This window comes from Burkholderia sp. MSMB0856 (assembly GCF_001524645.2).
GTDB classification, from domain to species: Bacteria; Pseudomonadota; Gammaproteobacteria; order Burkholderiales; family Burkholderiaceae; genus Burkholderia; species Burkholderia diffusa.
Window position 1 is genome coordinate 360,005 of record NZ_CP013429.1, and the last position, 23,104, is coordinate 383,108.

Below are 23,104 nucleotides of genomic sequence, written 5' to 3' on the forward strand. Positions count from 1 at the left end.
CGGGACCGATGCGCACGGGCGGCGCCGTGCGTGTTTGACCCGTGTCAACGGAAAGGCGCCCGCCGGGATCAGACTGGTTTCAGGAACCGATCGAACCGGGACGACGGCAGGGAGGCGCCATGTACCAGAGGATCTTTGCGGCACTCGACGGCAGCCGCGGTGCGCGGCTCGCGCTCGACGAGGCGATTTCGCTCGCCCGCGACTCGGGCAGCCTGGTCATCGCCATGTGCGTGGTATCGGATGCGCCGCGGCTGGCCGACGTCGACAGCGGCTATATCGACCAGCGTGACCCGGCAGGCCTGGACGCGGACAAGGCCGCGATCGCGGTCTCGGACGCGGAAACCGCGTTCCAGCTGTCCGGCGTACGCGGCGTCGCGCAAACGATCGACGCATGCGGAGAGGACATCTCAGACGTGCTCGCGCGAGCCGCCGCCGAATGCAACGCGGACCTGATCGTGATGGGCACGCATGGCCGGCGCGGCGTGCGCCGTGCGTTGCTCGGCAGCGTCGCCGAATCGCTCGTGCGCATCGCGGACCGGCCGGTGCTGGTCGTACGCGAAGGGCCGGGCGCGTGTGCCGGCGTGCTGTGAGGGTGTGACAAGAGGCGGGCAGCCGCAAGCGGCTGCCCGTTTTCGCGCGATCAGTGAGACAGCAGGACCGGCACCGTCATCGTTTCGAGGATCGTGCGGGTGGCACCGCCGAGCACGCGTTCGTGCATGCGCGCGTGGCTGTACAGGCCCATCACCAGCAGATCCGCGTGCAGGTCGGTCACCCGGTTCAGCAGCGTCGCGCCCACGCTCACCGACCGTTGGCGCGGCGTGGTCGAGAACGACGCGCGAATGCCGTGCCGTTCGAGATACGCGGCGACGTCGACGCCCGCCGGCGTCTTGTCCGGATCGGGTTGCCCGCGGCTGACCGTCTCGACGTTGACGAAGCGCGCGCGGGCGAGCAGCGGCAGGGCGTCGGCCATCACGCGGGCGGCTTCGCGCCCGCCGTCCCAGCCGATCAGCACGTTCTCGCCGAGCGTTCGCACGTCGCCCGCGTAGGGCACGACGAGCGCCGGGCGTCCGCTGCCCATCACGACGTCCTCGACGAAATGACGTGCGACGTAGGTCAGACGGTCGTCGGGGTTCTCCTGGCCGAGCACCAGCAGATCGGCGTGGCGTGCATGCAGGACCGCGGCCTCGGTGGCGTTGCCGGTCGGCGCCTGCCATTCGACGCTGCGTCCGGCGCGTTCGGCGGCGATCAGGAATCTTTCTTCCGCTTCCTTGCGCCGCTGGTCGCACAGGCGTTCGTAGACGGCCAGCTTCAGCGGTTCGTCGGGCCGCCGCAACGGCTCGAACAGGTCCTGGCAAACCACGTAGAGGCCGATCAGATGGGCGTTCCAGCGTCCCGCGAGTTCGAGCGCGAGGTCGACGCGCGTCGCACAGCGCTCGCTGTCGTCGAGATGGACGAGCAGGGTCTTGTAGCTCATGACGGCTCCTTTTCGGTTGATGCCGCAGTGGTCTCGGCGGACGCCTTCGCGGCGCAGCTCGCCGGAATCATCAGGACCGGGCACGTGGCCTGACGCAGCACGCGCTCGGCCACGCTGCCGAGGAAGAGGCGCTGGAAGCCGCGCCGGCCGTGCGTGCCCATCACGATCAGGTCGGCCTTGATCTCGCCGGCGAGCGCGACAATGTGTTGCGCGACGTCTTCACCCGACGGCGCGACATTGGAAATCCGCGGCGTGCCGGCCACGTCACGCGCCTTCATGCGTTTCGCTGCGTCCTCCGTGACGCGCAGCCCTTCCTCGCGGAATGCATCGATCAGGATCGACGGGTCGTATCCGTACGTGTCGTAAGCCGGCACCAGGAAATCGACGACATAGACGGGGGTCAGCCGTGCACCCGTCTCCGACGCGAGATTCAGCGCGGCGTCGAGTGCGCGGGACGACGTATCGCTGCCGTCGAGCGCAACCAGAATGTTCGAGTACATGACGATTCCCTTGAACGGATGTTGATGCAATCATCATCGGCGCGCGCACGCCGAGTGCGCTGATCTGGATCAACCGTCGCGGTTGCCGCGCAGCACGCGCACCGCGGCGCGCGCCGCGACCCACGCTTCGTTGGTCGGCTCGACGACCACCGTGACCGCGCTCGACGCGGACGACACCACATGCGCATGTGCGGCATTCGCGCGCGCGTCGAGCGCGACGCCGAGCCAGCCGAGCGCCGCGCAAATCCGCGCGCGCAATTCCGCCGAGTGTTCGCCGATGCCGGCGGTGAAGACGAGCATGTCGAGACCGCCGAGCAGCGCGGTCAGCGCGCCGGTCTCGCGCACGATGCGATGGACGTACAGCGCCAGCGCGTCGCGGGCCGGCGCGTCGCCGGCTGCTTCGCGCGCGAGCAGCACGCGCGGGTCGCCGGATGCCCCCGACACGCCCTTGAGCCCGGACTCGTGATACAGCATGTGTCCCAGTGCGTCGCCGGACAGCTTGTCGACGTCGAGCAGGTGCAGGACGACGCCGGGGTCGAGCGTTCCGCAGCGGGTGCTCATCATCAATCCGTCGAGCGCGGAGAAGCCCATGGTCGTCGCGACGCTGCGGCAGTCGCGCAGCGCGCACAGGCTCGCACCGCTGCCGAGATGGGCGGCGATCACGCGGCCATGCGCACGCTCGCCGAACGATTCGGCGAGCGCGACGGACAGGTATTCGTACGACAGGCCATGGAACCCGTAGCGGCGCACGCCCTGGTCGAACCACGTGTGCGGCAACGGCAGCAGCTGCTCGACGCGCGGCAGCGTGCGATGAAACGCCGTGTCGAACACGGCGATCTGCGGGACGTCCGGAAACGCGTCGCGCAGCGCGTCGATCGCATCCAGGCTGTGCGGCTGATGCAACGGCGCGAGCGGCGTCAGCGTGCGCAGCGCGTCCAGCACGTCGTCGTCGACGACCACCGGCTCCACGTATCGCGCGCCGCCGTGCACGACGCGGTGCGCGATCGCGCCCAGCGTGACATGCGGCAACTTCACGCGGATCCATGTCGCGATCTGCGCGAGCACGGCGCGGTAGGGATCGTCGTCCGTGCCGAGCGGCAGCGAACCGTCCGGCTCGGCGTCGAAGCGGATCGACACGCTGTTGCCGGCCGCGACCGCTTCGCCGTCGTGCAACGGCCGCCGCACGGGATCGCCGTGCGGCGGATACGCGAAGATCGAGAACTTGACGCTCGATGAACCGGCATTGACGACGAGCAGTGCGAGCGTACGCATCGGCCGGCTCAGTGCGACATCAGCACCGGCAGCGTCATCGACGCCAGCACCGTGCGCGTGGCGCCGCCCATTACCAGCTCGCGCCAGCGCGGATGGCCGTAGGCGCCCATCACGAGCAGATCGGAACCCGTTTCATACGCGCGCGACAGCAACGTGTCGCCGATCGCCGAGCCGGCGCCGGAATCGATGTCGAGCACGTTCACGTCGCGTGCATGGCGCGCCAGCATCAGCGCGGCGTCGGCGGCCGGAATGCGCGTGGTTGCCGCTTCCGAATCGCCGTCGATCACGGCGGCGACCGTCGTGCGCTTCGCGTGTTCGAGAAAGGGGATCGCGTCGTGCGCCGCGCGGGCCGCTTCCCGGCTGCCGTCCCACGCGACGAACACCCGTTCGCCGATCGACGGGAATTCGCCGGCGTACGGCATGAACAGCACCGGGCGACCGGCGGACAGCACGAGGTTTTCCGGAAACTGGTCGTCGATGAAGGTCTCGGGATCGTTCGGGTCGCTCTGGCCCGCGATCACGAGGTCCGCCAGGCGGGCGGCGCGCGGCACGGCCAGGTTCGCGCGATCGTCGGCACACACCCATGCGGCCGGCACTTTCGCGCGGGCCGTCTCCGCATGGAACAGGCGTTCCAGGGCCGCGAGCCGTTCGTCGCGCTGTTCGCGGTGCTCACGGAAGTAATCGGCGGACCCGGCCATCACGTAGAACGAATGCGGTTCCGGCGTGTAGACCGCGTACAGGCCGGTCAGATGCGCACCGAAGCGCCGGGCGAGACGCAACGCGAATTCGAGCCGCGAATGCGCGCGGGCGCTCGAATCGAGGTGCACGACTATGCTCTTGTAGCTCATCGGGATCGCTCCATCGACGGGGGAACCGCCAGTGCAATCCAGTCTACGGAGCAGGGTTTCCGCGTACTTGACTCAGATCAACGGCTCCCTTGCGCGATGCCCGCACAGTGAAGCGGTCGCGATGCCGATCCCGGGCAGGCGGCATGAGGCGGAAGGCCAACCCATTGACCGGATCGAAAGAGGAAAGCCGATGAGTACGTACGCTTTGACGACACCGAATGACGTCTGCCGCGCGGGCTGCGATCTCGCGTTGCGCATGGTCGCGCTGAACCGCGACTGGCAGCATGAATGGCATGCGCTGGCGGGGCGGCGCATCGAGCGCGACCGCGACGCGGTTCGTCACCTGCAGCAGGCGCTTGCGGATACGAAGGAGTGGACGGCCTTCGGCGAAGCGACCCGCCAGGTGATGCGCGACTACGCGTTCGCGAGCGTCGCGATCTGGCAGGATGCGACCGAGCTGTGCATGCGTGCGCAATACGAGAGCGCCGGCGCATGGCGCACTTGGGCGCGCGAATACGGCGCAGGCGCGCTGTCGCGTTATCAGACCGACTGGTTGCCCGATCTGGAGCGACTGGCCGTGGTCAACGAAGCCAGCATGCCGTGGGCGGAATGGATGACGGCACTGGAGCACGGAATCGAGGACGCGAACGAAGGGGCGCCGGTTTCCCCCCGCCGCCTGAATGGCACGAGCGGCGCACGGGAGAACGACCATGTGCGCTGACCGCGTCGCGTTCGTCACGGGCGGCATGGGCGGGCTCGGCGCCGCGATCAGCCGGCGCCTGCACGATGCCGGCATGAAGGTGGCGGTGTCGCATACGGAAGGCAACGACCACGTCGCGACGTGGCTCACGCACGAACGCGAGGCGGGCAGGACGTTCCACGCGTTCGAGGTCGACGTCGCCGATTACGATTCGTGCCAGCACTGCGCGGCGCGAGTGCTGGCGGAGTTTGGGCATGTCGACGTGCTCGTCAACAACGCCGGGATCACGCACGACGCCACCTTCGTGAAGATGACCAAGAGCATGTGGGATGCGGTGCTGCGCACCAATCTCGACGGCATGTTCAACATGACGAAGCCGTTCGTGCCCGGCATGATCGCGGCCGGCTTCGGGCGGATCGTGAACGTCGGCTCGGTGAACGGCACGCGCGGCGCCTACGGGCAGGCGAATTACGCGGCCGCGAAGGCCGGCATCCATGGCTTCACGAAGACACTGGCGCTCGAACTCGCGCGCCGCGGCATCACGGTCAACACCGTTGCGCCCGGCTATCTGGCGACCGCGATGCTCGAGACGGTGCCGAAGGAAGTGCTCGACACGAAGATCCTGCCGCAGATTCCGGTCGGCCGCCTCGGCAATCCTGGCGAAATCGCCGAGCTCGTCGCGTTCCTGTGTTCCGACGCGGGGGCGTTCGCGACCGGCGCGGAATTCGACGTCAACGGCGGCATGCACATGCGATGAAAGCATCCGTCATGCGCTTGCCGATCGGGCACGAAACGATGCGGCCAACGAGTACGAGCGAACCGGCGTCGCGCGCGGCTGAATGCACGCCGGTCCGTACGTCGTCCGCCGAACAATGGAACCGCGCCGCGCATGCGAACGTGGCCGCGATGACCTTCGGGCTGTCGCCCGTGTCGATGGCGCTGGCCATGCTCGACTGGGGCGCGCATCTCGCCGTATCGCCGGGAAAATGCTTCGAGCTCGCGACGCAGGCGTGGCTGGCTGCCGCCGCACCGGCCGCAAGCCGGGGCGAGGGTGAAGGCGACGAGGCCGACACGAGCGGCCTGGCCGTGCACGCCGGGCAGGCCGATCCGCGCTTTGCCGCGCCCGCGTGGTCCGGATGGCCGTTTCGCGCGTATCGCGACGGCTTCCTGTCGATCCAGCGCTGGTGGCGCGACGCGACGCGCGACGTGCCGGGTGTCGAACGGCACCACGAGGAGCTAGTCGGATTCGTCGCGCGACAGTGGCTCGACGCGTGCTCGCCGGGCAATTTCCTGGCGACCAACCCGGTCGTGCTCGACGCGACGATGCGCAGCGGCGGCGCGAATCTCGCGGCAGGCTTCCGGAACTGGCTGGACGACGCGAGCGCGCTGCTCGATCGCACGAGCGGCACGCGCGCCCGCGATACACAGGCCTATCTGCCGGGGCGCGACGTGGCGATCACGCCGGGTCGCGTCGTATGGCGCAACGCGTTGTGCGAGCTGCTGCAATACGACCCGACGACGCCCGCCGTGGCACGCGAGCCGATCCTGATCGTGCCGTCGTGGATCATGAAGTACTACATCCTCGACCTGCAGCCGCACGATTCGCTGATCCGCTTCCTGGTCGATGCCGGCTACACGGTGTTTGCCGTGTCGTGGCGCAATCCGGGCGCGGAGGCGCGCGAGCTCGGGCTCGACGATTACCTGCGCGACGGGTGCATGGCGGCGCTCGACGCCGTCCGGTCGATCTGCGGCGAAGCCGTCCACGCGGTCGGCTACTGCCTCGGCGGCACGCTGCTGGCGATCGGCGCGGCGGCGCTCGCGCGCGACGGGCGGCAGCACGACGCATTGCGGTCCGTCACGTTGCTGGCGGCCCAGACCGATTTCAGCGAACCCGGCGAACTCGGCCTCTTCATCGACGCGAGCGAACTGTCCGCGCTCGACGCGCTGATGTGGCGGCAGGGCTACCTGGACGGCGCGCAGATGTCCGCCGCGTTTCAGCTGCTGAACGCGCGCGACCTGATCTGGTCGCGCATGATGAGCGAATACCTGCTCGGCACGCGCACCAAGCCGAACGACCTGATGTCGTGGAACGAGGACACCACGCGCATGCCGTACCGGATGCATACGGAATACCTGACGCGGCTCTTTCTCGACAACGATCTCGCGGCCGGCCGTTACTGCGTCGACGGGCGACCGGTCGCGCTGTCGGATATCGACGTGCCGACGTTCGTGGTCGGAACCGAACGCGATCACGTGTCGCCCTGGCGTTCCGTCTACAAGCTGCATCTGCTCACGCACCATGCGCTGACGTTCGTACTGACCTCCGGCGGCCACAATGCCGGCATCGTGTCCGAGCCCGGTCATCCGGGGCGCCACTATCGCTGCGCGACGCGCGAGCACGGCGCGCCTTACCGGAGCCGGCACGACTTCGTGAGCGAAACGCCCGCGGTCGACGGATCGTGGTGGACGTGCTGGCGCGACTGGTTGCGCGCGCATTCGTCGGGCGACGTGCCGGCACGCGTGCCGGCCGCCGGTTTCGGCGCGGCACCCGGCACCTACGTGCTCGAGACGTGAACATGAACCTGCATCCGGATGTGTCCGTCGGCGCGCGCCTGCCCGGCCTGTTGCCGCGCGCGGATGGCGAACTGCCCGAGCTGATCGCGCGTGCGCGTCATGCGCCGCCGCTGACGATGGCCATCGTGCATCCGTGCGACGCGGCCAGTCTCGTCGCGCTTGCCGCGCTGGATGCGTCGCCGCTGGGCGCGTCGATCGAGCCGCTGATCGTCGCGCCGCGCGCGAAGGTGTCGCGCGTGGCGGACGAGGCGGGCGTCGATCTGGCGAAATGGACGATCGAGGACGTGCCGCACAGCCACGCGGCGGCGGCCCGCGCGGTGGAGCTCGCGGCGTCGGGCCGCGCCGGCGCGCTGATGAAGGGCAGCCTGCATACCGACGAGCTGATGGGGGCGGTCGTCGCCGCGGAATCGGGCCTGCGCACGGACAAGCGCATGTCTCACTGTTTCCTGATCGAGGCGCCCGCCTATCCGCGCCCGTTCCTGCTCACCGACGCGGCTGTCAATATCGCGCCGGATCTCGCGCAAAAGGCGGCCATCACGCAGAACGCGATCGACGTCGCGCATGCGCTGGGCGTTGCCTGCCCGCGCGTGGCCGTGCTGTGCGCGGTCGAGACCGTCAATCCGGCGATGCGTTCGACGCTCGACGCGGCGGCCTTGGCGAAGATGGCCGAGCGCGGGCAGATCACGGGGGCGATCGTCGACGGCCCGCTCGCGTTCGACAACGCGATATCGCAGCGGGCCGCGCGCGAAAAAGGGATCGATTCTCCGGTTGCCGGCCGTGCCGACATCCTGGTCGTGCCCGATATCGAAGCGGGCAACATGCTCGCGAAGCAGCTCGAATACCTGGGCGGTGCCGCGAACGCGGGCGTCGTCGTGGGCGCGCGCGTGCCGATCGTGCTGACGAGCCGCGCCGACGGCGTCGCCGTCCGCGTCGCCTCCTGTGCGCTCGCGGTGTTGCTGGCGCAGGTCCGGCACGACACCGCCCCGATGCCTGAACAGGCCCCCCTTTCGATGGAGGAATCGCGATGAAAGCACTCGTTTATCACGGCCCCGGGCGCAAGGCGCTCGAACGGCGACCCAAACCGGAATTGCAGTCGCCCACCGACGCGATCGTCCGCGTGACGCGTACGACGATCTGCGGCACCGATCTGCACATCCTCAAGGGCGACGTGCCGACGTGCGAACCGGGCCGCATTCTCGGCCATGAAGGCGTGGGGATCGTCGAGCAGGTCGGCGCCGCGGTCGATTCGCTGAAGCCGGGCGATCACGTGCTGATTTCATGTATCTCGTCGTGCGGCCGCTGCGAATACTGCCGCCGCGGAATCTATTCGCATTGCACGACCGGCGGCTGGATCCTCGGCAACCGGATCGACGGCACGCAGGCCGAGTTCGTGCGCATCCCGCATGCGTCGACCAGCCTGTACCGGATCCCGGCCGGCGCGGACGAGGACGCGCTCGTGATGCTGTCCGACATCCTGCCGACCGGATTCGAATGCGGCGTGCTGAACGGCAAGGTGCAGCCGGGCTGCTCGGTCGCGATCGTCGGCGCCGGCCCGATCGGGCTGGCCGCGTTGCTGACCGCGCAGTTCTATTCGCCCGCGCGGATCATCATGATCGATCCGGACAGCAACCGGCTGGAGGTCGCGCGGCGCTTCGGCGCGACCGACTGCTTCGACGGCCGCGATGGCGACCCGGTGGCGGAAGTCATGAAGCTGACCGACGGCGTGGGCGTGGATTGCGCGATCGAAGCGGTCGGCATTCCGGCGACGTTCGAAATGTGCACGTCGCTCGTGGCGCCCGGCGGGGTCGTCGCGAACGTCGGCGTGCACGGCGTCAAGGCCGACCTGCACCTCGAGAAGCTGTGGGATCGCAACATCTCGATCACGACGCGGCTCGTCGACACGGTCAGCACGCCGATGCTGCTGAAAACCGTGGGCGCCGGGCGCCTCGATCCGGCACGCCTGATCACGCACCGGTTCTCGCTCGACGACGTGGAACGCGCGTACGACACGTTCGGGCGCGCTGCGCAAACCAACGCGTTGAAGGTCATCATCGAAGTCGGCTGATTGCCGGGCCGCGTGTGACGGGAATCGGGAGCCTTCGCCTCCCGTCACGCGCGGGCGTTTCGCCCCGCGATTCGCCGGCAGTCAGGACGACAGCGCGGCAGGTTCCGGCGTGTTGTTCGATTCAACCTCGTCCAGATCGACGCACTGCTCGTAGGTCGGCACCTCGCACCGCCAGTGCAGGGTCTCCGCGATGCGCCGGCGCATCGCATCCGCGGCAGCGGGTTCGCCATGCGTGACGAACGTTCGCACGGGCGCGCACTGCATCGTGCCGAGCCACTTCAGAATCTCTTCGTAGTCGCCATGAGCCGACAGCGTCGTGATCATCTCGACCTGAGCGCGCACGCGCACGTACTCGCCGTGAATCTTCACCGTCGGTTCATGCGCGGCCAGTGCCGCCCCGCGCGTGCCGGCGGCCTGGTAGCCGACCAGCGCGATCGTGTTGCGCGCATCGGGCGCGTAGCGGGTCAGGTGATGCAGCACGCGCCCGCCCGTCGCCATGCCGCTGCCGGCGATGATGACCATCGGGCCGTGATGGTCGGCGATCGCCTTCGACTGGTCCACCGACCGGATCATCGTCGCCGCGTGGCCGAGCGCGTTCGCCTCCGAGACGGTCAGGCGGTGCTCGAGGATATGGTGACGATAGATCTCGGTCACGTCGGTTGCCATCGGGCTGTCGAGGAACACCGGGACGCGCGCCATGCGGCCGGACGCCTTCAGCCGCGCGATGTAATGCAGGATTTCCTGCGCGCGGCCGACGGTGAAGCAGGGCATCACGACGACACCGCCGCGCGCGAAGGTCTTGTCGAACATCGCGGCCAGTTCGGCTTCGGGATCCGACGCCGGATGCAGCCGGTCGCCGTATGTCGATTCCACGACCAGATAGTCCGCATGCGCGGGCGGGCGCGGCGGCTGCATGATCGGGTCGTGATACCGGCCGAGGTCACCGGAGAACGCAAGCACCTTGTGATCCCAGTGCATCACGACGCTCGCCGCGCCGAGGATGTGCCCGGCCGGTAGCAGGCGGAACGACAGGCTGCCGCCCAGCGCCGTGCATTCGTCGAAGGCGACCGGCTTCAGCAGGCGCAGCGCGCGCTGGGCGTCGTCCAGCGTGTAGAGCGGTTGCGCCGGATGATGCTTCGAGTAACCGTGCCGGTTCGCGAAATCGGCTTCCTCCTCCTGCAGCCGCGCGCTGTCGCGCAGCATGATGTCGCAGAGTTCGGCCGTGGCCGCCGTGCAGTACACCGGCCCGCGATAGCCTTCGCGCACCAGCACCGGAAGATAGCCGGTGTGATCGACATGCGCGTGCGTGAGCACGACCGCGTCCAGCGTGTCGGGCGCGAACGGCAGCGCTCGCCAGTTGCGCAGCCGCAGGTTCTTGGTCCCCTGGAACAGGCCGCAATCGACCAGGACGCGCCGGCTGCCGTGCTCGACCAGATACTTCGAGCCGGTCACCGTTTCGGTCGCGCCGAGAAATGTCAGTTTCATGAATTGCCTCATCGGGAGTCGACGGAACAGTAAGTCGATTACATCCCGAACGCGCAAGCGGCGGTTGACCGAAATCAGGGATTGCGGGATCGCCATGCCGGCCGGGCGAGATTCCCGGACGGCGTGCGGTTTGACGACGATCAACCTCGGGCCCCGGCGGCGGCGGGATAGTGATTTCGTGCGCGCTTGCGGCGTCGTGATCCCGTTATCCGCGCATGCCGTGCGCGCCGCGCGTATCGGCATCACGAACCTTTCGGGATGAACCCATCATGTCGTTGATCGCCAATCTGGATGGTGCCGGACACCTTTACCGGCTGTGCTTCGTCCGCTCGCCCTGGGCGTGGTTTACCTGCTTGCCGCTCGACGAGCAATGCGGCGAGCGCTGGGCGGACGTGCCGTACCAGAATGCCGCGAAACCGCCGTACAGCGATTCGCGCGCGCAATTGCTGCGGGTCGCGTTCGACGCGCCGGGTCTGTTGCCGCCCGAGGCCGGGCGGCACGGGCACGCATGGAGCGTCCAGCAGATCAACCACGGCGCGGCGCCATGGCTGCGCAGCGAGGATTTCGTCGATGCGCTGACGCTGACTGTGCCGGCCGGGGCGACGCTCGCCACGTTCGTCGAACGGATCGAGGCCGCCGGCGGCACCGTCTACGGGCCGCTCGGCTGGGCGGAATTGCCGCCGTGGCAGCGGCCCGACGTTGCGGCACAGACGGGCTGAATGGGGCTAAACGGCGCTGAATGCCCGTGCGGTGGGGCTTGTCAGCCCGCGTCGCCCCAGCCGCCGCCGAGCGCGACGTAGAACGCGACCGTGTCTTGCAGCCGCTGCGCGACCGTCTGCAGCCATGCAATCCGCGCCTGATGGTATTGCACGTCGGCGACCAGCAACTGGACGTAACCGGCGATTCCCGCGTCGTAACCGGCCTGCGTGAGCTTCAGCGCGTCACGGGCCGCGGCCATCGCGCGCGCCTGCGCATCGAGCGCCGCCGCGTCGTTGGCGAGCGCGCGCAACGTGTCGGCCACCTGCGAGAACGCCGACAGGACGACCTGGCGATAGGTCGCATCGGCTTCGTCGTACGCGTCCTGCGCGGCGCGCCGCTGGTTCAGCAGCGTGCCGCCGTGAAAGATCGGCGCGGCGAGCCCGGCGCCGACACTCCATGCGCGGCCGGCCGGCGCGAACAGCTTGCCGGCGACGACGCTTTCGAACCCGCCCGACGCGGACAGCGTGAGGTTCGGATAGAGCGCGGCCGTCGCGACGCCGACCTGCGCGCTGGCCACGTGCAGTTGAGCCTCGGCCTGCAGGATGTCGGGGCGGCGGCGCACCAGCGACGACGGCGCCGTGTCGGGCAGGCTGGCGGGCAGTTCGATCCCGTCGAGCGACAGGTCCGGCGTGCGCCAGTCGACCGGGTAGCGGCCGGCCAGCAGCGCGAGCAGATCGTCGGCCTGCGCGCGTTTCTGGTCGAGCGCGGGCAGTGTCGCCTCGAACGACGCCCGCTGCGATTCCAGCGTCAGCACCGCGACGTAGGCCGCCGCGCCGGCCGTCACCTGCGCGCGCGTCAGACGAATCTGCTCGTCGAGCAGGCCGATCATTTCGCGCGTCGCCTCGGCTTCGTCGCGATAGGCCGCGCGCGCGACCATCGTATTGACGACGTTCGCGGTCAGCATCAGATAGGCGCCCGCCAGCGCTTGCCGCTGCGCATCGACGTCGGCCGCGAGCGCTTCGACCTGGCGCCGTTCGCCGCCCCACAGGTCGAGCGTGTAGCTGACCGTCGCCGACAGCGTGAACAGGTTGAAGATCGACGCCGGCACCGCCTGGCCGTTGCGCAGCGGCGTGGCGCGCTGGCGCGACGCGCCGGCCTGCGCATCCACCTGCGGAAAGAAGATGCCCTGGCCGGCCCGCAGCGCGTGCTCGCTGCGCCGCAGCGTCGCTTCGGCGAGATCGAGCGTCGGGCTGCCGGTCAGCGCTTCGGCGACGGTCGAGTCGATCGCGCGGCTGCCGAAGCGCGTCCACCAGTCGCGTGTGAGCGCCGCGTCCGCCGACAACGCCTGGGTCCGGCCATCGCCGCGCCAGGAGCCGGACGCCGCGCCCGGATCGTCGGGCGGCACGAAGCGCGCGACGCGCGGCGCGGGCGGCGGGACGAAATTCGGCCCGACCATGCATCCGGCGAGCAGCCCGGCGACGACCAGCGCGCCGGTTCCGCGGCGCAGCGCGTGCGCGCAACGGGCGCCGTTATTTGCCTGCGACGTAGACATCGACGATCTGCCCGGGAAACAGCCGCACATTCCTGTTCGGCACGATACGGAAAATGACCGGCAGCACGCGCACGTCGACGCGCTCGGTGCGCTGGTCGGACAGCTCGATCTTCGGCGTGACGTACGGCTGCACGCGCACGAACTGAAGATCGGCCTCGACCGACGTGCCGCGCACGAACATGTGCGCCTTCAACGCATGCAGATCGGGGAGCTGGTGGATCAGGATTTCGTCGATGTAGCAGCGCACCTGCAACCGGTCGACCGGTGTGCCGAGCACCACGACCGGCGTGCTGCCGCGCGTATAGGTGTCGTACAGCCCCTGCGAGGTCAGGTAGGCCCCCACGGCGGCGTTCATCGCCAGAACGGTGCCGTCGGCCGGCGCGCGCAGCGTGTAGCGGGCGAGCAGGGCGGCCGCCGCGTCGGCCGCGCGCCGCAGCGCGATGGCCTGCGCTTCCTGGTTGCGTATGTCGTAGCTCCACGCGCCGGCCTTGGTCAGACGATACTGCCGCGTCACGACGTCCAGGTTGGCCGCCGCGACGCGCACCGCGTTCGCGGCCGTGTCGAGCGCGTCGCGGCTGACGGCTTTCGGATCGATGTCGTACGCGTGCCGCTGCTTGTCGTACTGATCCTGCGCGAGCTTCAGGCTCGCCTGTGCGGCCGTGGTCTGCGCGCTGGCCACGTCGAGCACCTCGCGGCGCGGCTGCGCCTTCAGCTCGTCGAGCAGCGCGGCTGCCGCGTCGGCCTGTGCCGCGAGCTGGGCGGCGGTCGCGCGTTGCACCGAGTCGTCGATCGCCAGCAGCGCGTCGCCGGCCTTCACCGGATCGCCGTCGTGCACGAGGATGCGCGTCACGGCACCGGAGACGTCCGGATAGACGTTCACGTTCGCGCCGGCCGGCTGCTCGCTCTCGACGATGCCGTTCGCATAGACGCCGCGTGCGTACGGATTGGCGGCCGGCTTGAATACCGGCGGCTGCGGCGGCTCCTGGCGGCTGTAGACCCACGCGGCGACGACGCTTGCCAGGAAGCCGAGCAGGGCCGCCACGAACACGAGCCGGTGCTTCATCTCGCACCTCCACGCTCGATGCCGTTCAGCATGCCGTCTTCCATCCGCAGGACGCGATCCGCGTACTCGAAGATCCGCGCGTCGTGCGTGACGATCACGATGCAGCGCGTGTCGTTGAGCACCTTGTGCTTGACGAAGTCGATGATCATGCGGCCCGTGTCGCCGTCGAGCGACGCGGTCGGTTCGTCGAGGATCAGCAGGTCGGGCTGGCTGACGATCGCGCGCGCGATCGCGACGCGCTGCTGTTCGCCGCCGGACAGCTTCACGGGCGGCAATTGCGCGCGGTTCGCGAGGCCGACCACGTCCAGATACGCGTGCGCTTCCTTGATCGCGTCATCCCACGGCCGGCGCCTCAGGATCAGCGGGATCGCGACGTTCTCGGCGGTCGTGAGCCGCGGGAACAGGTGGTAGTCCTGGAACACGAAGCCGATCCGGTTCAGCCGGAAATCGGCGATCGCGTCGTTCGGCTGCGCCCACAGGTCGACACCGTCGATCGACACCGAACCGTCGTCCGGCCGCAGGATGCCGGAGATCACGCTGAGCAGCGTCGTCTTGCCGCTGCCGGACGGCCCGACGATCAGCAGCATTTCGCCGAAGTTCGCCTGCATCGACACGTCGCGCAATGCCTGCGTGCGCGCATCGCCTTCGCCGAACCACTTGCTGACGCCGCGCGCGTCGATCGCGATGCCGGCCATCGTCAGCCCCGGAAGATGTCGAACGGCTCGATGCGCAGCACGCGCCGCACGCCGAGATAGCTCGAGATCGTCGCGATCACGACCACCATCCCGAACGCGAGCAACAGGTTGCCGTACGTAACGAGCGCCGCATAGTCGGGAATCCGCAGTTTCGCGAGACTGATCATCAGCACGCACAGCCCGACGCCGATGCCGTAGCCGGTCAGCGCGGTGAACGTGGCCTGGAACAAAATCATCGCGACCAGCTCGCGGCTTTTCGCGCCGATCGCCTTCAGCGCGCCGAATTTATCCAGGTTCTCGAGGATGAACGCGTAGAACGTCTGCCCTGAAATCGACAGGCCGATGATGAAGCTGATGATCGTCATCAGCATGATGTTGGTGCCGAGCCCCGTCTCGTACTTGTAAAAGCGCGAGATCTGCGCGATGAATTCGTCGCGCGTGTACGCCCGATAGCCGAGCGATTGCACGACGGCCTTGATGTGGGCGATGTCCGCATCCGACTTCGGCTCGACGAGGATGTACGAGGTCGTGAAGCGCGGCGACGGAATGTAGCGGATCGCGCGGGCGTAGGTGGTGTAAAGCGTCGGCGTGCCGAACAGGCCGCTCGCGGCGACCTTCGCGATGCCGACGATCACGCCGCGATGATCGTTCAACTCGAAATCGGTGCCGACGGACGGATTCTCGAGCTTCCGAAACTCGGGATCCTGAATCGCGATGAAGCCGTTTTCCGCGTAAATGTCCTCGATGCGGCCCTGCAGCATCGTCGGACGGCCGAGCAGGCTGGCGTCGTCGAGGCCGACGACCGTCACGGCCTGGTACGTGCCGGAGCGCAGCTTGACGAGCGCGCCGCCGGAATAGAGCGGCACCGCATACTTGACGCCGTCGATGCTGCGCACGGCGTCGAGCACGTAGTCGGGCATGCCGATGCTGTTCGCGATCGTCTTCACGGCCGGGTCCATCACCCAGACCTTCGCGCCGATATTGATGACCGACGCCGACGACTTGTTCAGGATGCCGGCGAACAGCGACGTCATCTCGATCATCAGCAGCACCGAGAACGTGATGCCGACGGTCAGCGCGGTGAATTTCGCGCTGTCGTTGACGAGCAGCTTGAACGCGAGACGCAGAATGCCGTTCATGATCGCGAATCCAGCGCGCCCGGTCCGTGCCGCTATCGCCGGGACGCCGCCGGATCCAGTTGCGCGACGAACGCGACGATGCCTGAAACCAGCGCGATGATCGCGTACGGAACGACCGGCGCGTCGATCAGCATCGCGTGCACGACGCCCAGCAGCGACGCGAGCGCGATGAACACGCAGAGCGTCGCAAGCGCGCTTCGGTATGGCAGACCCATCATGACGTTCTCCCGGGAAGCGGCCGCCGTGGACGGCGTTGCCGTCGACGTCGCTGCCGCTGGTTGCGCAAGACATGGCGCCATGATCGCGTGCCGCGCTCCGGCACGATTGATCTGTATCAACGGACAAATTCCGGCGTCACGGGCGCGACGCGCCGGTCAAGTCATCTGACCAATCGTCTTGCGGAATCGCGTCAGCGACAGCAGGAACAGCACGCAGCCGATCGCGAACAGCGCGGCGAACTGGGCCCACACCGCGTCGAGCCCGGCGCCGCGATACAGGATGCGCTGCGCGAGTTCGACGAAATGGGTGGTCGGCGCGGCCAGCATGATGTCCTGCTCGTCGGGCGGCATGCTTTCACGCGGCGTCAGCCCGCCCGACAGCAGTTGCAGCGGCAGCAGCACGAGGACGAGCAGCATGCCGAACTGCGGCATGCTGCGCACGAGCGTCGCGAGAAAGATCCCCATCGACGTCGTCGCGAACAGATGCAACGCCATGCCGGCCACGAACAGCGGCACGGATCCCGGAATCGGCACGTGCAGCGCGCCGCCCACGACGAACGTCAGCGACGCGACGGCCGCCGCCGCGACGACGAGCCCCATCGACCAGACCTTCGCGAGCATGATTTCCGCGGCGGTCACCGGCATGACGAGCAGATGCTCGATCGTGCCGTGCTCGCGCTCGCGAATCAGCGCGGCCCCGGTGAGGATCATCGACAGCATCGTCACGTTGTTGATCAACTCCATCAGCGCGCCGAACCAGACTTCGTCGAGATTCGGGTTGAAGCGCATCCGCATCGCGAGATCGACGGGCGGCAAGAACGTGCCGCGATGGCGCCGCACGAAGGCATCGATCTCGCCCGCCACGATCTGCTGGACGTAACCGCCGCCGGTGAACGCCTGCGTCATGCGGGTCGCGTCGACGTTGAGCTGGACCGTCGCGTGGCGGCCGGCGAGCACGTCACGCTGGAAATCGGGCGGAATGTCGAGCGAGAACGTGTAGTCGCCGTCGTCCAGCCCGCGATCGGCCGCGCGGGCGTCGACGATCGGCGGCGGCGCGAACTGCGGCGGGAAGAACGCCGCCGCGATGCGCGCCGACAGCGGCGACGCATCCTCGTCGACGATCGCGATCGGCACCTTGTGCAGCGTTTCCGGGCGGGCGGTGGCGGCGACGTAGATCGACGCGCTGAACGTATAGACGATGAGCGCGAGCAGGATCGGGTCGCGAGCGAGGCTCGACAGTTCCTTGACCCCGAGCCGGAAAATGACGAGCAGGCGCGACATGGTCAGCGCTCCTGCTTGCGCAGCAGCACGCCGGTCATGACCAGGATGACCGGCACGGCCGCGAGCATCGGCCAGAACTGCGACGACAGGTCGGCCAGCCCGAGCGCCTTGTTGTAGACGCCGCGGCTGATCGCGAGCATGTAGGTGGCCGGATAGACGGTGCCGACCCACTTGCCGCTGCCCTCGAGCGACGACAGCGGCGTGAGCAGGCCCGAGAACTGCACGACGGGAATCAGCGTGCCGACGATCGTCATGAAGATCGCGGCGATCTGGCTGCGGGTAAACGTCGACGCGAACAGCCCGATGCCGGTGGCCACAACATTGAAGATCAGCACCGCGGCCGCCAGCGTCGCGAAACTGCCCTTGATCCGCACGCCGAACACGACGTCGGCCAGCACAACCATCAGCAGGAAGTTCAGCATGGCCAGCATGACGTATGGCGCCTGCTTGCCGAGCAGGAATTCGGCCCGCGTGACGGGCGTCACGTACAGGTTGACGATCGACCCGAGCTCGCGTTCCCGCACGACGGCGAGCGCCGTCAGCATCGCGGGCAGCATCAGCAGCAGCATCGGCATGATCGCCGGAATCATCGCCGGCAGGCTCTTGACGTCGGGGTTGTAGCGATAGCGGATCGCGATGTCCACGGCCGGGACGAGCGACACGCCGAGCCGGCGCTTCGCCTGGTCGCGCAGCCAGTTTTCGTGCATGCCGGCCACGTAGCCGCGGATCGTCTCCGCGCGCATCGGCATCGCGCCGTCGACCCATGCGCCGATCTCCACGTGGCGGCCGCGCGCGACATCGCGCGCGAAACCGGGCGGGATCTCGAGCGCGAGCGACAGCTGGCCGTTGCGCATGCGGCGCTCGATGTCGCGGTCGTCCGCGAGCGGCGCGCGCGGCACGAAGTAGCGGGAGCCGGCGAGATTTTGCGCATAATCCTGGCTCAGGATCGACTGATCGCGATCGAGCACCGCGAACGTCAGGTTGTCGACGTCGAGACTGATGCCGATGCTGATCACGCACATCAGCACGAGCGAGCCGAACAGCGCCAGCGTCGCGCGCAACGGGTCGCGTCGCAGTTCCAGCACCTCGCGCCACAGATAGCTGCCGGCGCGCGCCGGGCTGAACCATGCGGCCGCATGGCCGGCGCCGGCCGCAGCGGGCGGTGCGGCGAGCCAGCCGGCGTCGGACGGCGCAGCGGCCGTCGCGCCGTCCGCGCCATCGGCTTTCTGCGCGTCGGTCAGGTAGCCGATGAACGCGTCCTCGAGCGTGGCCGCACCGCGCAGGCGCACCAGTTCCTCAGGCGCGGCGCTCGCGAGCACGCGGCCCGCATGCATCAGCGAGATGCGGTCGCACCGCGCGGCCTCGTTCATGAAGTGCGTCGAAATGAAGATGGTGACGCGATCGTTGCGCGCGAGCTCGATCATCAGCCGCCAGAAGTCGTCGCGCGCGACCGGGTCCACGCCCGAGGTCGGCTCGTCCAGGATCAGCAGCTCCGGCTTGTGCACCATCGCCACCGCGAGCGACAGCCGCTGCCGCATCCCGAGCGGCAGGCGCTCGGGCAGCGCGTCGAGCGCGTCCGCGAGCCCGAAGCGCGCGACCATTTCGGTCACGCGTGCGGGCACGTCCGGTTCCGGGACGCCGAACAGGCGCGCGTGCAGCACGAGGTTCTGCCGGACGGTCAGTTCGCCGTAGAGCGAAAACCCTTGCGACATGTAGCCGACGCGCCTGCGCGTGTCGATGTCGTTCGCGGCGATCGGCCGGCCGAACAGCGTTGCCGTGCCTTCCGACGCGGGCAGCAGGCCGGTGAGCATCTTCATGGTCGTCGACTTGCCGCAGCCGTTCGAGCCGAGAAAGCCGAAGATTTCGCCGCGGCGGATCTGCAGGCTCACGTGGTCGACCGCGACGAAATCGCCGAACCGCATCGTCAGCGCGTCGGCCTCGATCGCGTAGCCGGCCGCCTGGTCGGGCAGGAACGGCGCGATCGCGACCGGCTGGTGTCCGCGCCGGCGGGCCTCCGGCAGCAGCGCGATGAACGCGGCCTCCAGCGTGTCGCAACCGGTGCGTTCGAGCAGCTCGCCGGGGCTGCCGGTTGCCAGCACGCGGCCCGCGTCCATCGCGATCAGGCGGTCGAATCGGCGGGCCTCGTCCATGTACGCGGTCGCGACCAGCACGCTCATCGCCGGGCGCGCGGCGCGAATGCGTCCGATCAGGTCCCAGAACTGCGCGCGCGACAGCGGATCGACGCCGGTCGTCGGTTCGTCCAGGCTCAGCAGGTCGGGGTCGTGGATCAGCGCGCAGCACAGGCCGAGCTTCTGCTTCATGCCGCCGGACAGCTTGCCGGCCGGGCGATCCAGGAACGGCTGCAGGCCGGTGCTGTGCGTCAGCGCGTCGATCCGGCGGCGGCGCTCCGCGGCATCGTGGCCGAACAGTCTCGCGAAGAACTGCAGGTTTTCCTCGACCGACAGCGTCGCGTACAGGTTCCGCCCGAGGCCTTGCGGCATGTAGGCGATGCGCCGGCATACGCGCGCGCGATGGCGACGCGACGACAGGTCGCCGTCGAGCGTCCATACGCGGCCCCGCTGGATCGCGCGCGCGCCGGACACGAGCGCGAGCAGGCTCGACTTGCCGACGCCGTCCGGCCCGATCAGCCCGATCATGCGGCCGGCGGGGATGTCGAGGGTCACGTCGTCGAGCGCGTACCTGTCGCCGTAGCGCAGCGAGACGCCCGACAGCCGGGCGACCATGGGCGGATCGCCCGACACCGGCGAACCGTCGATCGATCCGGCATCGGTCTCGACGGGCGTCGTCGCATTCATTGCGGCACCCTGATCGCGAGGCGATCCGGCCAGCCCGCGTGCGGGTCGGTCTTCAGCCAGGCGACGCCCGGCAAGCCGGTCTTCACGAGTTTCAGGTGGCGCTGCAGCAGATCGCGATCGATGCGCGCCTTGACCCGGAACATCAGCTTCTGCCGCTCGGTGGCCGTCTCGACCGTCTTCGGCGTGAACTGCGCGGTGCTCGACACATAGGACACGCGCGCCGGAATCACATATTCCGGTGCCGCATCGAGCACGATCCGCACGTCGGCGCCGAGCGGGACCCGGCCGACGACCGCTTCGGGCAGGAAGAACGTCATGTAGACATCGGACAGGTCGACGACGTTGAGCACCTTGCCGCCCGCCGGCAGGACTTCGCCCGATTCGGCAATCCGGTACTGGACGCGCCCGTCGCGCGGCGACGTCAGTTCGCTGTCCGAGATGTCGGCCCGCACGCGCGCCACGGTCGCCTGCGCGGCCGTCACGGCCGAGCGCGCCGCGACGAGCTGGGCCCGCGTTGCGTCGACGGCGGCCTGGGCCGCTTCCACCTGGGCGCGCGCGGCATTCACGGTCGCGCGCAGGCTGCCGGCGCGCGCGCGATCGTCGTCCAGCTCCTGCATCGACGACGCACCGTCGCGCGACAGCGTTTCGGACCGCGCGAGCCGCCGCGTGGCCGCGTCCAGCTCGCTTTCCCGTTGCACGACGACGGCCGCGGCCGCGGCCTTGTCGCTGCGGCGCTGCGCGACCTGCGCGTCGATGCTCGCCGCGGTGTTCACCGCCTGTTGCTCCCGCGCCTGTGCCTCGTCGAGCTGCGCCTGCAGGACGACGACGTCCATGCGTGCGAGCGGCTGGCCGGCCGTCACGAAGTCGCCTTCGTCGACGAGCATGGCGGTCACGCGCCCCGGCAGCTTGGTCGCGACGTCGATTTCGGTCGCCTCGATGCGGCCGTTGCCGCTGACGAGCCCCGCATCCGTCTGGCCGTCGCGCCAGCGCGTCCACCCGTAGTACGCGAGGCCGATCGCGAGCACGGCCGCACCGGCACCGATCAGAAGAGGGCGCGGGATGGTTTTCATGGTGTGTTGTCCGAGTCTGTCGAAAGGGGAGCCGTTGCCGCGGCAGTCTTGCCGGTGTCGATCACGCCGCCGCCGAGCGCGCCGTATAGCGCGACGCGGCTCGACAGCAGCGCACGACGTGTCATGACCAATTGCTGCTCGGCATTCATCAGGTCCCGTTGCGCATCGAGCACTTCGAGGAAGCGGGTGGCCCCGCTGTCGTAGCGCAGCTTCGCGAGGCGTGCCCGCTCGGCCTGCGACGCCAGCGTGGCGCGCTCGATGGCGACCTGGTCGGCGAGCCAGTGGCGCGCCGCGAGCGCATCAGACACGTCGCGGAACGCGCGCTGCAGCGTCTTCTCGTACTGCGCGAGCGCCTCGTCGCGTTGCGCATGCGAGAGCGCGAGATTCGACCGGTTGCGGCCGCCGTCGACGAGCGGCAGCGTGACGTTGGGAATCACCGACCACACGCCCGTGCCGGACGACAGCAGGTCGTGCAGCGCCGTGCTGCCCGAGCCGATCGCGCTCGTCAATGCGATGCGCGGAAAGAATGCCGCGCGCGCCGCGCCGATGTTCGCGCGGGTCGCCTGCAGTTCGTGCTCCGCAGCGATCACGTCCGGGCGCCGGGTCAGCAGCGACGACGGCAGGCCGGGGGCGAGCGACGGCAGCACCGCGCCGTCGTCGAGCGCGAGCGGCATGGCGGCCAGCGCCGGCGGCGCACCGACGAGCAACGCCAGCGCATCGGCCGCCGTCGCGCGGGCCTGCTGCAACTGGACGCCGAGCGATTCCGCCTGCTGCAGCAGGATTTCCGATTGCGTCAGGTCGAGGCGCGAGATCGCGCCGGCCGCGTGACGAAGCCGGAAAATCCGCAGCGATTCGCGGCGTGTGTCGATCGTCGCGCGGGTCAGCGCGATGCGTTCGTCGATCTCGCACAGGGTCAGATACGCGTCCGCGACACCGGTGACGACGCTCAGCGTCACCGCCTGCCGGGCCGCGTCGCTCGCGAGGTAGCGCTGGAGCGCCGCCGCTTTCAGGTTGCGCACGCGGCCCCAGAAATCGATTTCCCATTGCGTCTCGGCCAGCTGCACTTCGTAAATCTGGCCGATGACGGGCGTCGGAGTGAGGAAGCCGCCCGGCGTGCGAAACCGCGCATACGCGGCGCCCGCACCGATCGTCGGCCATTGATCCGCGCTGCGGATGCCGTAGACCGCGCGCGCCTGCTCGACGCGTGCCACCGCCGCGCGCAGATCCCGGTTGTTGGCGAGCGCCTGCGCGATCAACGCGCGCAGGCGTGCGTCGACGAAGTAGGCCTGCCAATCGGGCACGGGCGCCGCCAGTGTCGCGTCGGCGGAAGGATCCGGAAAGGATGCGGGAATCGGTGCGGCGGGACGCTCGTCCGGCGGCGCAAGCGACAGGCAGCCCGACAGCAGCACCATGCCCGCCGCGAGCGCGACGGCACGCATGCGCCGCACGACGGCAGGATGAAAGCGAACGGGAGGCGCGGCAGCGCGCATGGGATGCCTCGTCGAATACGGAAATGCGGGAATACGGGATGGCGCCGCCCGCCAGGCGTCGCCGCTTCGGATTCACTTATATCCGACGATTACAGGGTTTCCCCTTGATCTGTATCACTCGGGCGGGAATGCGTTTCGAGCGGCGCCTCGCTTGACGCGCGTG

At 68.9% G+C, this 23,104-nt stretch carries 21 protein-coding genes; 7 read left to right on the forward strand and 14 right to left on the reverse strand.

Features of this window, described 5'->3' with window-relative positions; genetic code table 11:
- Positions 1 to 119: 119 nt before the first annotated feature.
- Positions 120 to 590 (forward strand): universal stress protein, encoded by a 471-nt coding sequence (locus WS87_RS30400; protein WP_059816801.1) that lies wholly within the window; start codon positions 120 to 122, stop codon positions 588 to 590.
- 50 nt (positions 591 to 640) lie between these two features.
- Here WS87_RS30400 and WS87_RS30405 read toward each other — a convergent pair whose 3' ends face one another.
- From WS87_RS30405 to WS87_RS30420, 4 genes are all read right to left on the reverse strand, one after another.
- Positions 641 to 1,474 carry a universal stress protein gene (locus tag WS87_RS30405; protein WP_059452445.1) on the reverse strand — a complete coding sequence of 278 codons (834 nt, stop codon included), beginning with the start codon at positions 1,472 to 1,474 and terminating at the stop codon, positions 641 to 643.
- A complete protein-coding gene (locus WS87_RS30410; RefSeq protein ID WP_059816799.1) occupies positions 1,471 to 1,974 on the reverse strand; it encodes a universal stress protein in 504 nt (167 codons plus the stop codon). The genes WS87_RS30405 and WS87_RS30410 overlap by 4 nt, the downstream gene beginning before the upstream one ends.
- Before the next feature lie 69 nt (positions 1,975 to 2,043).
- A complete protein-coding gene (locus WS87_RS30415) occupies positions 2,044 to 3,246 on the reverse strand; it encodes an acetate/propionate family kinase (RefSeq protein ID WP_059816797.1) in 1,203 nt (400 codons plus the stop codon).
- 8 nt (positions 3,247 to 3,254) lie between these two features.
- Positions 3,255 to 4,094 (reverse strand): universal stress protein, encoded by an 840-nt coding sequence (locus WS87_RS30420; protein ID WP_059816794.1) that lies wholly within the window; start codon positions 4,092 to 4,094, stop codon positions 3,255 to 3,257.
- A gap of 190 nt (positions 4,095 to 4,284) precedes the next feature.
- On the opposite strand from WS87_RS30420, the gene WS87_RS30425 reads away from it, so the two are divergent.
- Genes WS87_RS30425 through WS87_RS30445 form a run of 5 tightly spaced genes read left to right on the forward strand, consistent with a single transcriptional unit; the run spans position 4,285 to position 9,433 of the window.
- Positions 4,285 to 4,815 carry a hypothetical protein gene (locus tag WS87_RS30425; RefSeq protein ID WP_059816791.1) on the forward strand — a complete coding sequence of 177 codons (531 nt, stop codon included), beginning with the start codon at positions 4,285 to 4,287 and terminating at the stop codon, positions 4,813 to 4,815.
- A complete protein-coding gene (locus WS87_RS30430) occupies positions 4,805 to 5,551 on the forward strand; it encodes a beta-ketoacyl-ACP reductase (protein WP_059816788.1) in 747 nt (248 codons plus the stop codon). The genes WS87_RS30425 and WS87_RS30430 overlap by 11 nt, the downstream gene beginning before the upstream one ends.
- Positions 5,548 to 7,368 (forward strand): PHA/PHB synthase family protein, encoded by a 1,821-nt coding sequence (locus tag WS87_RS30435; protein ID WP_059816785.1) that lies wholly within the window; start codon positions 5,548 to 5,550, stop codon positions 7,366 to 7,368. The genes WS87_RS30430 and WS87_RS30435 overlap by 4 nt, the downstream gene beginning before the upstream one ends.
- On the forward strand, positions 7,365 to 8,396 hold the full coding sequence (locus WS87_RS30440) for a bifunctional enoyl-CoA hydratase/phosphate acetyltransferase (protein WP_059816783.1): 1,032 nt from the start codon (positions 7,365 to 7,367) through the stop codon (positions 8,394 to 8,396). Before WS87_RS30435 ends, WS87_RS30440 begins: the two co-directional genes overlap by 4 nt.
- The gene (locus WS87_RS30445; protein ID WP_059816781.1) at positions 8,393 to 9,433 is read left to right on the forward strand and encodes a zinc-dependent alcohol dehydrogenase family protein; all 1,041 of its coding nucleotides are present in this window, start codon (positions 8,393 to 8,395) and stop codon (positions 9,431 to 9,433) included. The genes WS87_RS30440 and WS87_RS30445 overlap by 4 nt, the downstream gene beginning before the upstream one ends.
- An 81-nt stretch (positions 9,434 to 9,514) precedes the next feature.
- On the opposite strand, the gene WS87_RS30450 is transcribed toward WS87_RS30445, so the two are convergent.
- On the reverse strand, positions 9,515 to 10,918 hold the full coding sequence (locus WS87_RS30450; protein ID WP_059817341.1) for an MBL fold metallo-hydrolase RNA specificity domain-containing protein: 1,404 nt from the start codon (positions 10,916 to 10,918) through the stop codon (positions 9,515 to 9,517).
- A 269-nt stretch (positions 10,919 to 11,187) separates the two neighbouring features.
- Between WS87_RS30450 and WS87_RS30455 the strand changes: the two genes are divergently transcribed.
- Positions 11,188 to 11,637, forward strand: coding sequence for a hypothetical protein (locus WS87_RS30455; RefSeq protein WP_059816779.1), 450 nt, complete (start codon positions 11,188 to 11,190; stop codon positions 11,635 to 11,637).
- A 41-nt stretch (positions 11,638 to 11,678) separates the two neighbouring features.
- Here the strand turns inward: WS87_RS30455 and WS87_RS30460 are convergent, their stop codons facing one another.
- From WS87_RS30460 to WS87_RS30500, 9 genes are all read right to left on the reverse strand, one after another.
- Complete coding sequence (locus tag WS87_RS30460) at positions 11,679 to 13,169, reverse strand: efflux transporter outer membrane subunit (RefSeq protein WP_059816777.1); 1,491 nt, start codon at positions 13,167 to 13,169, stop codon at positions 11,679 to 11,681.
- Positions 13,147 to 14,232: an HlyD family secretion protein gene (locus WS87_RS30465; protein ID WP_059700881.1), complete on the reverse strand. Its 1,086-nt coding sequence runs from the start codon at positions 14,230 to 14,232 to the stop codon at positions 13,147 to 13,149. The genes WS87_RS30460 and WS87_RS30465 overlap by 23 nt, the downstream gene beginning before the upstream one ends.
- A complete protein-coding gene (locus WS87_RS30470) occupies positions 14,229 to 14,933 on the reverse strand; it encodes an ABC transporter ATP-binding protein (RefSeq protein WP_179952360.1) in 705 nt (234 codons plus the stop codon). Before WS87_RS30470 ends, WS87_RS30465 begins: the two co-directional genes overlap by 4 nt.
- Complete coding sequence (locus WS87_RS30475; RefSeq protein ID WP_059816773.1) at positions 14,930 to 16,066, reverse strand: ABC transporter permease; 1,137 nt, start codon at positions 16,064 to 16,066, stop codon at positions 14,930 to 14,932. The genes WS87_RS30470 and WS87_RS30475 overlap by 4 nt, the downstream gene beginning before the upstream one ends.
- Positions 16,067 to 16,098: 32 nt before the next feature.
- Positions 16,099 to 16,284: a DUF2964 family protein gene (locus WS87_RS30480; RefSeq protein ID WP_059536579.1), complete on the reverse strand. Its 186-nt coding sequence runs from the start codon at positions 16,282 to 16,284 to the stop codon at positions 16,099 to 16,101.
- Between the two features lie 156 nt (positions 16,285 to 16,440).
- Entirely contained in the window at positions 16,441 to 17,565 is a 1,125-nt protein-coding gene (locus WS87_RS30485) for an ABC transporter permease (RefSeq protein ID WP_059816771.1), read from the reverse strand.
- A gap of 2 nt (positions 17,566 to 17,567) precedes the next feature.
- Positions 17,568 to 20,381, reverse strand: a complete 2,814-nt coding sequence (gene rbbA, locus WS87_RS30490) for a ribosome-associated ATPase/putative transporter RbbA (RefSeq protein ID WP_059816769.1) — start codon at positions 20,379 to 20,381, stop codon at positions 17,568 to 17,570.
- Complete coding sequence (locus WS87_RS30495; protein WP_059693100.1) at positions 20,378 to 21,451, reverse strand: HlyD family secretion protein; 1,074 nt, start codon at positions 21,449 to 21,451, stop codon at positions 20,378 to 20,380. The genes rbbA and WS87_RS30495 overlap by 4 nt, the downstream gene beginning before the upstream one ends.
- A complete protein-coding gene (locus tag WS87_RS30500; protein WP_059816766.1) occupies positions 21,448 to 22,941 on the reverse strand; it encodes an efflux transporter outer membrane subunit in 1,494 nt (497 codons plus the stop codon). The genes WS87_RS30495 and WS87_RS30500 overlap by 4 nt, the downstream gene beginning before the upstream one ends.
- Between the last annotated feature and the right edge of the window lie 163 nt (positions 22,942 to 23,104).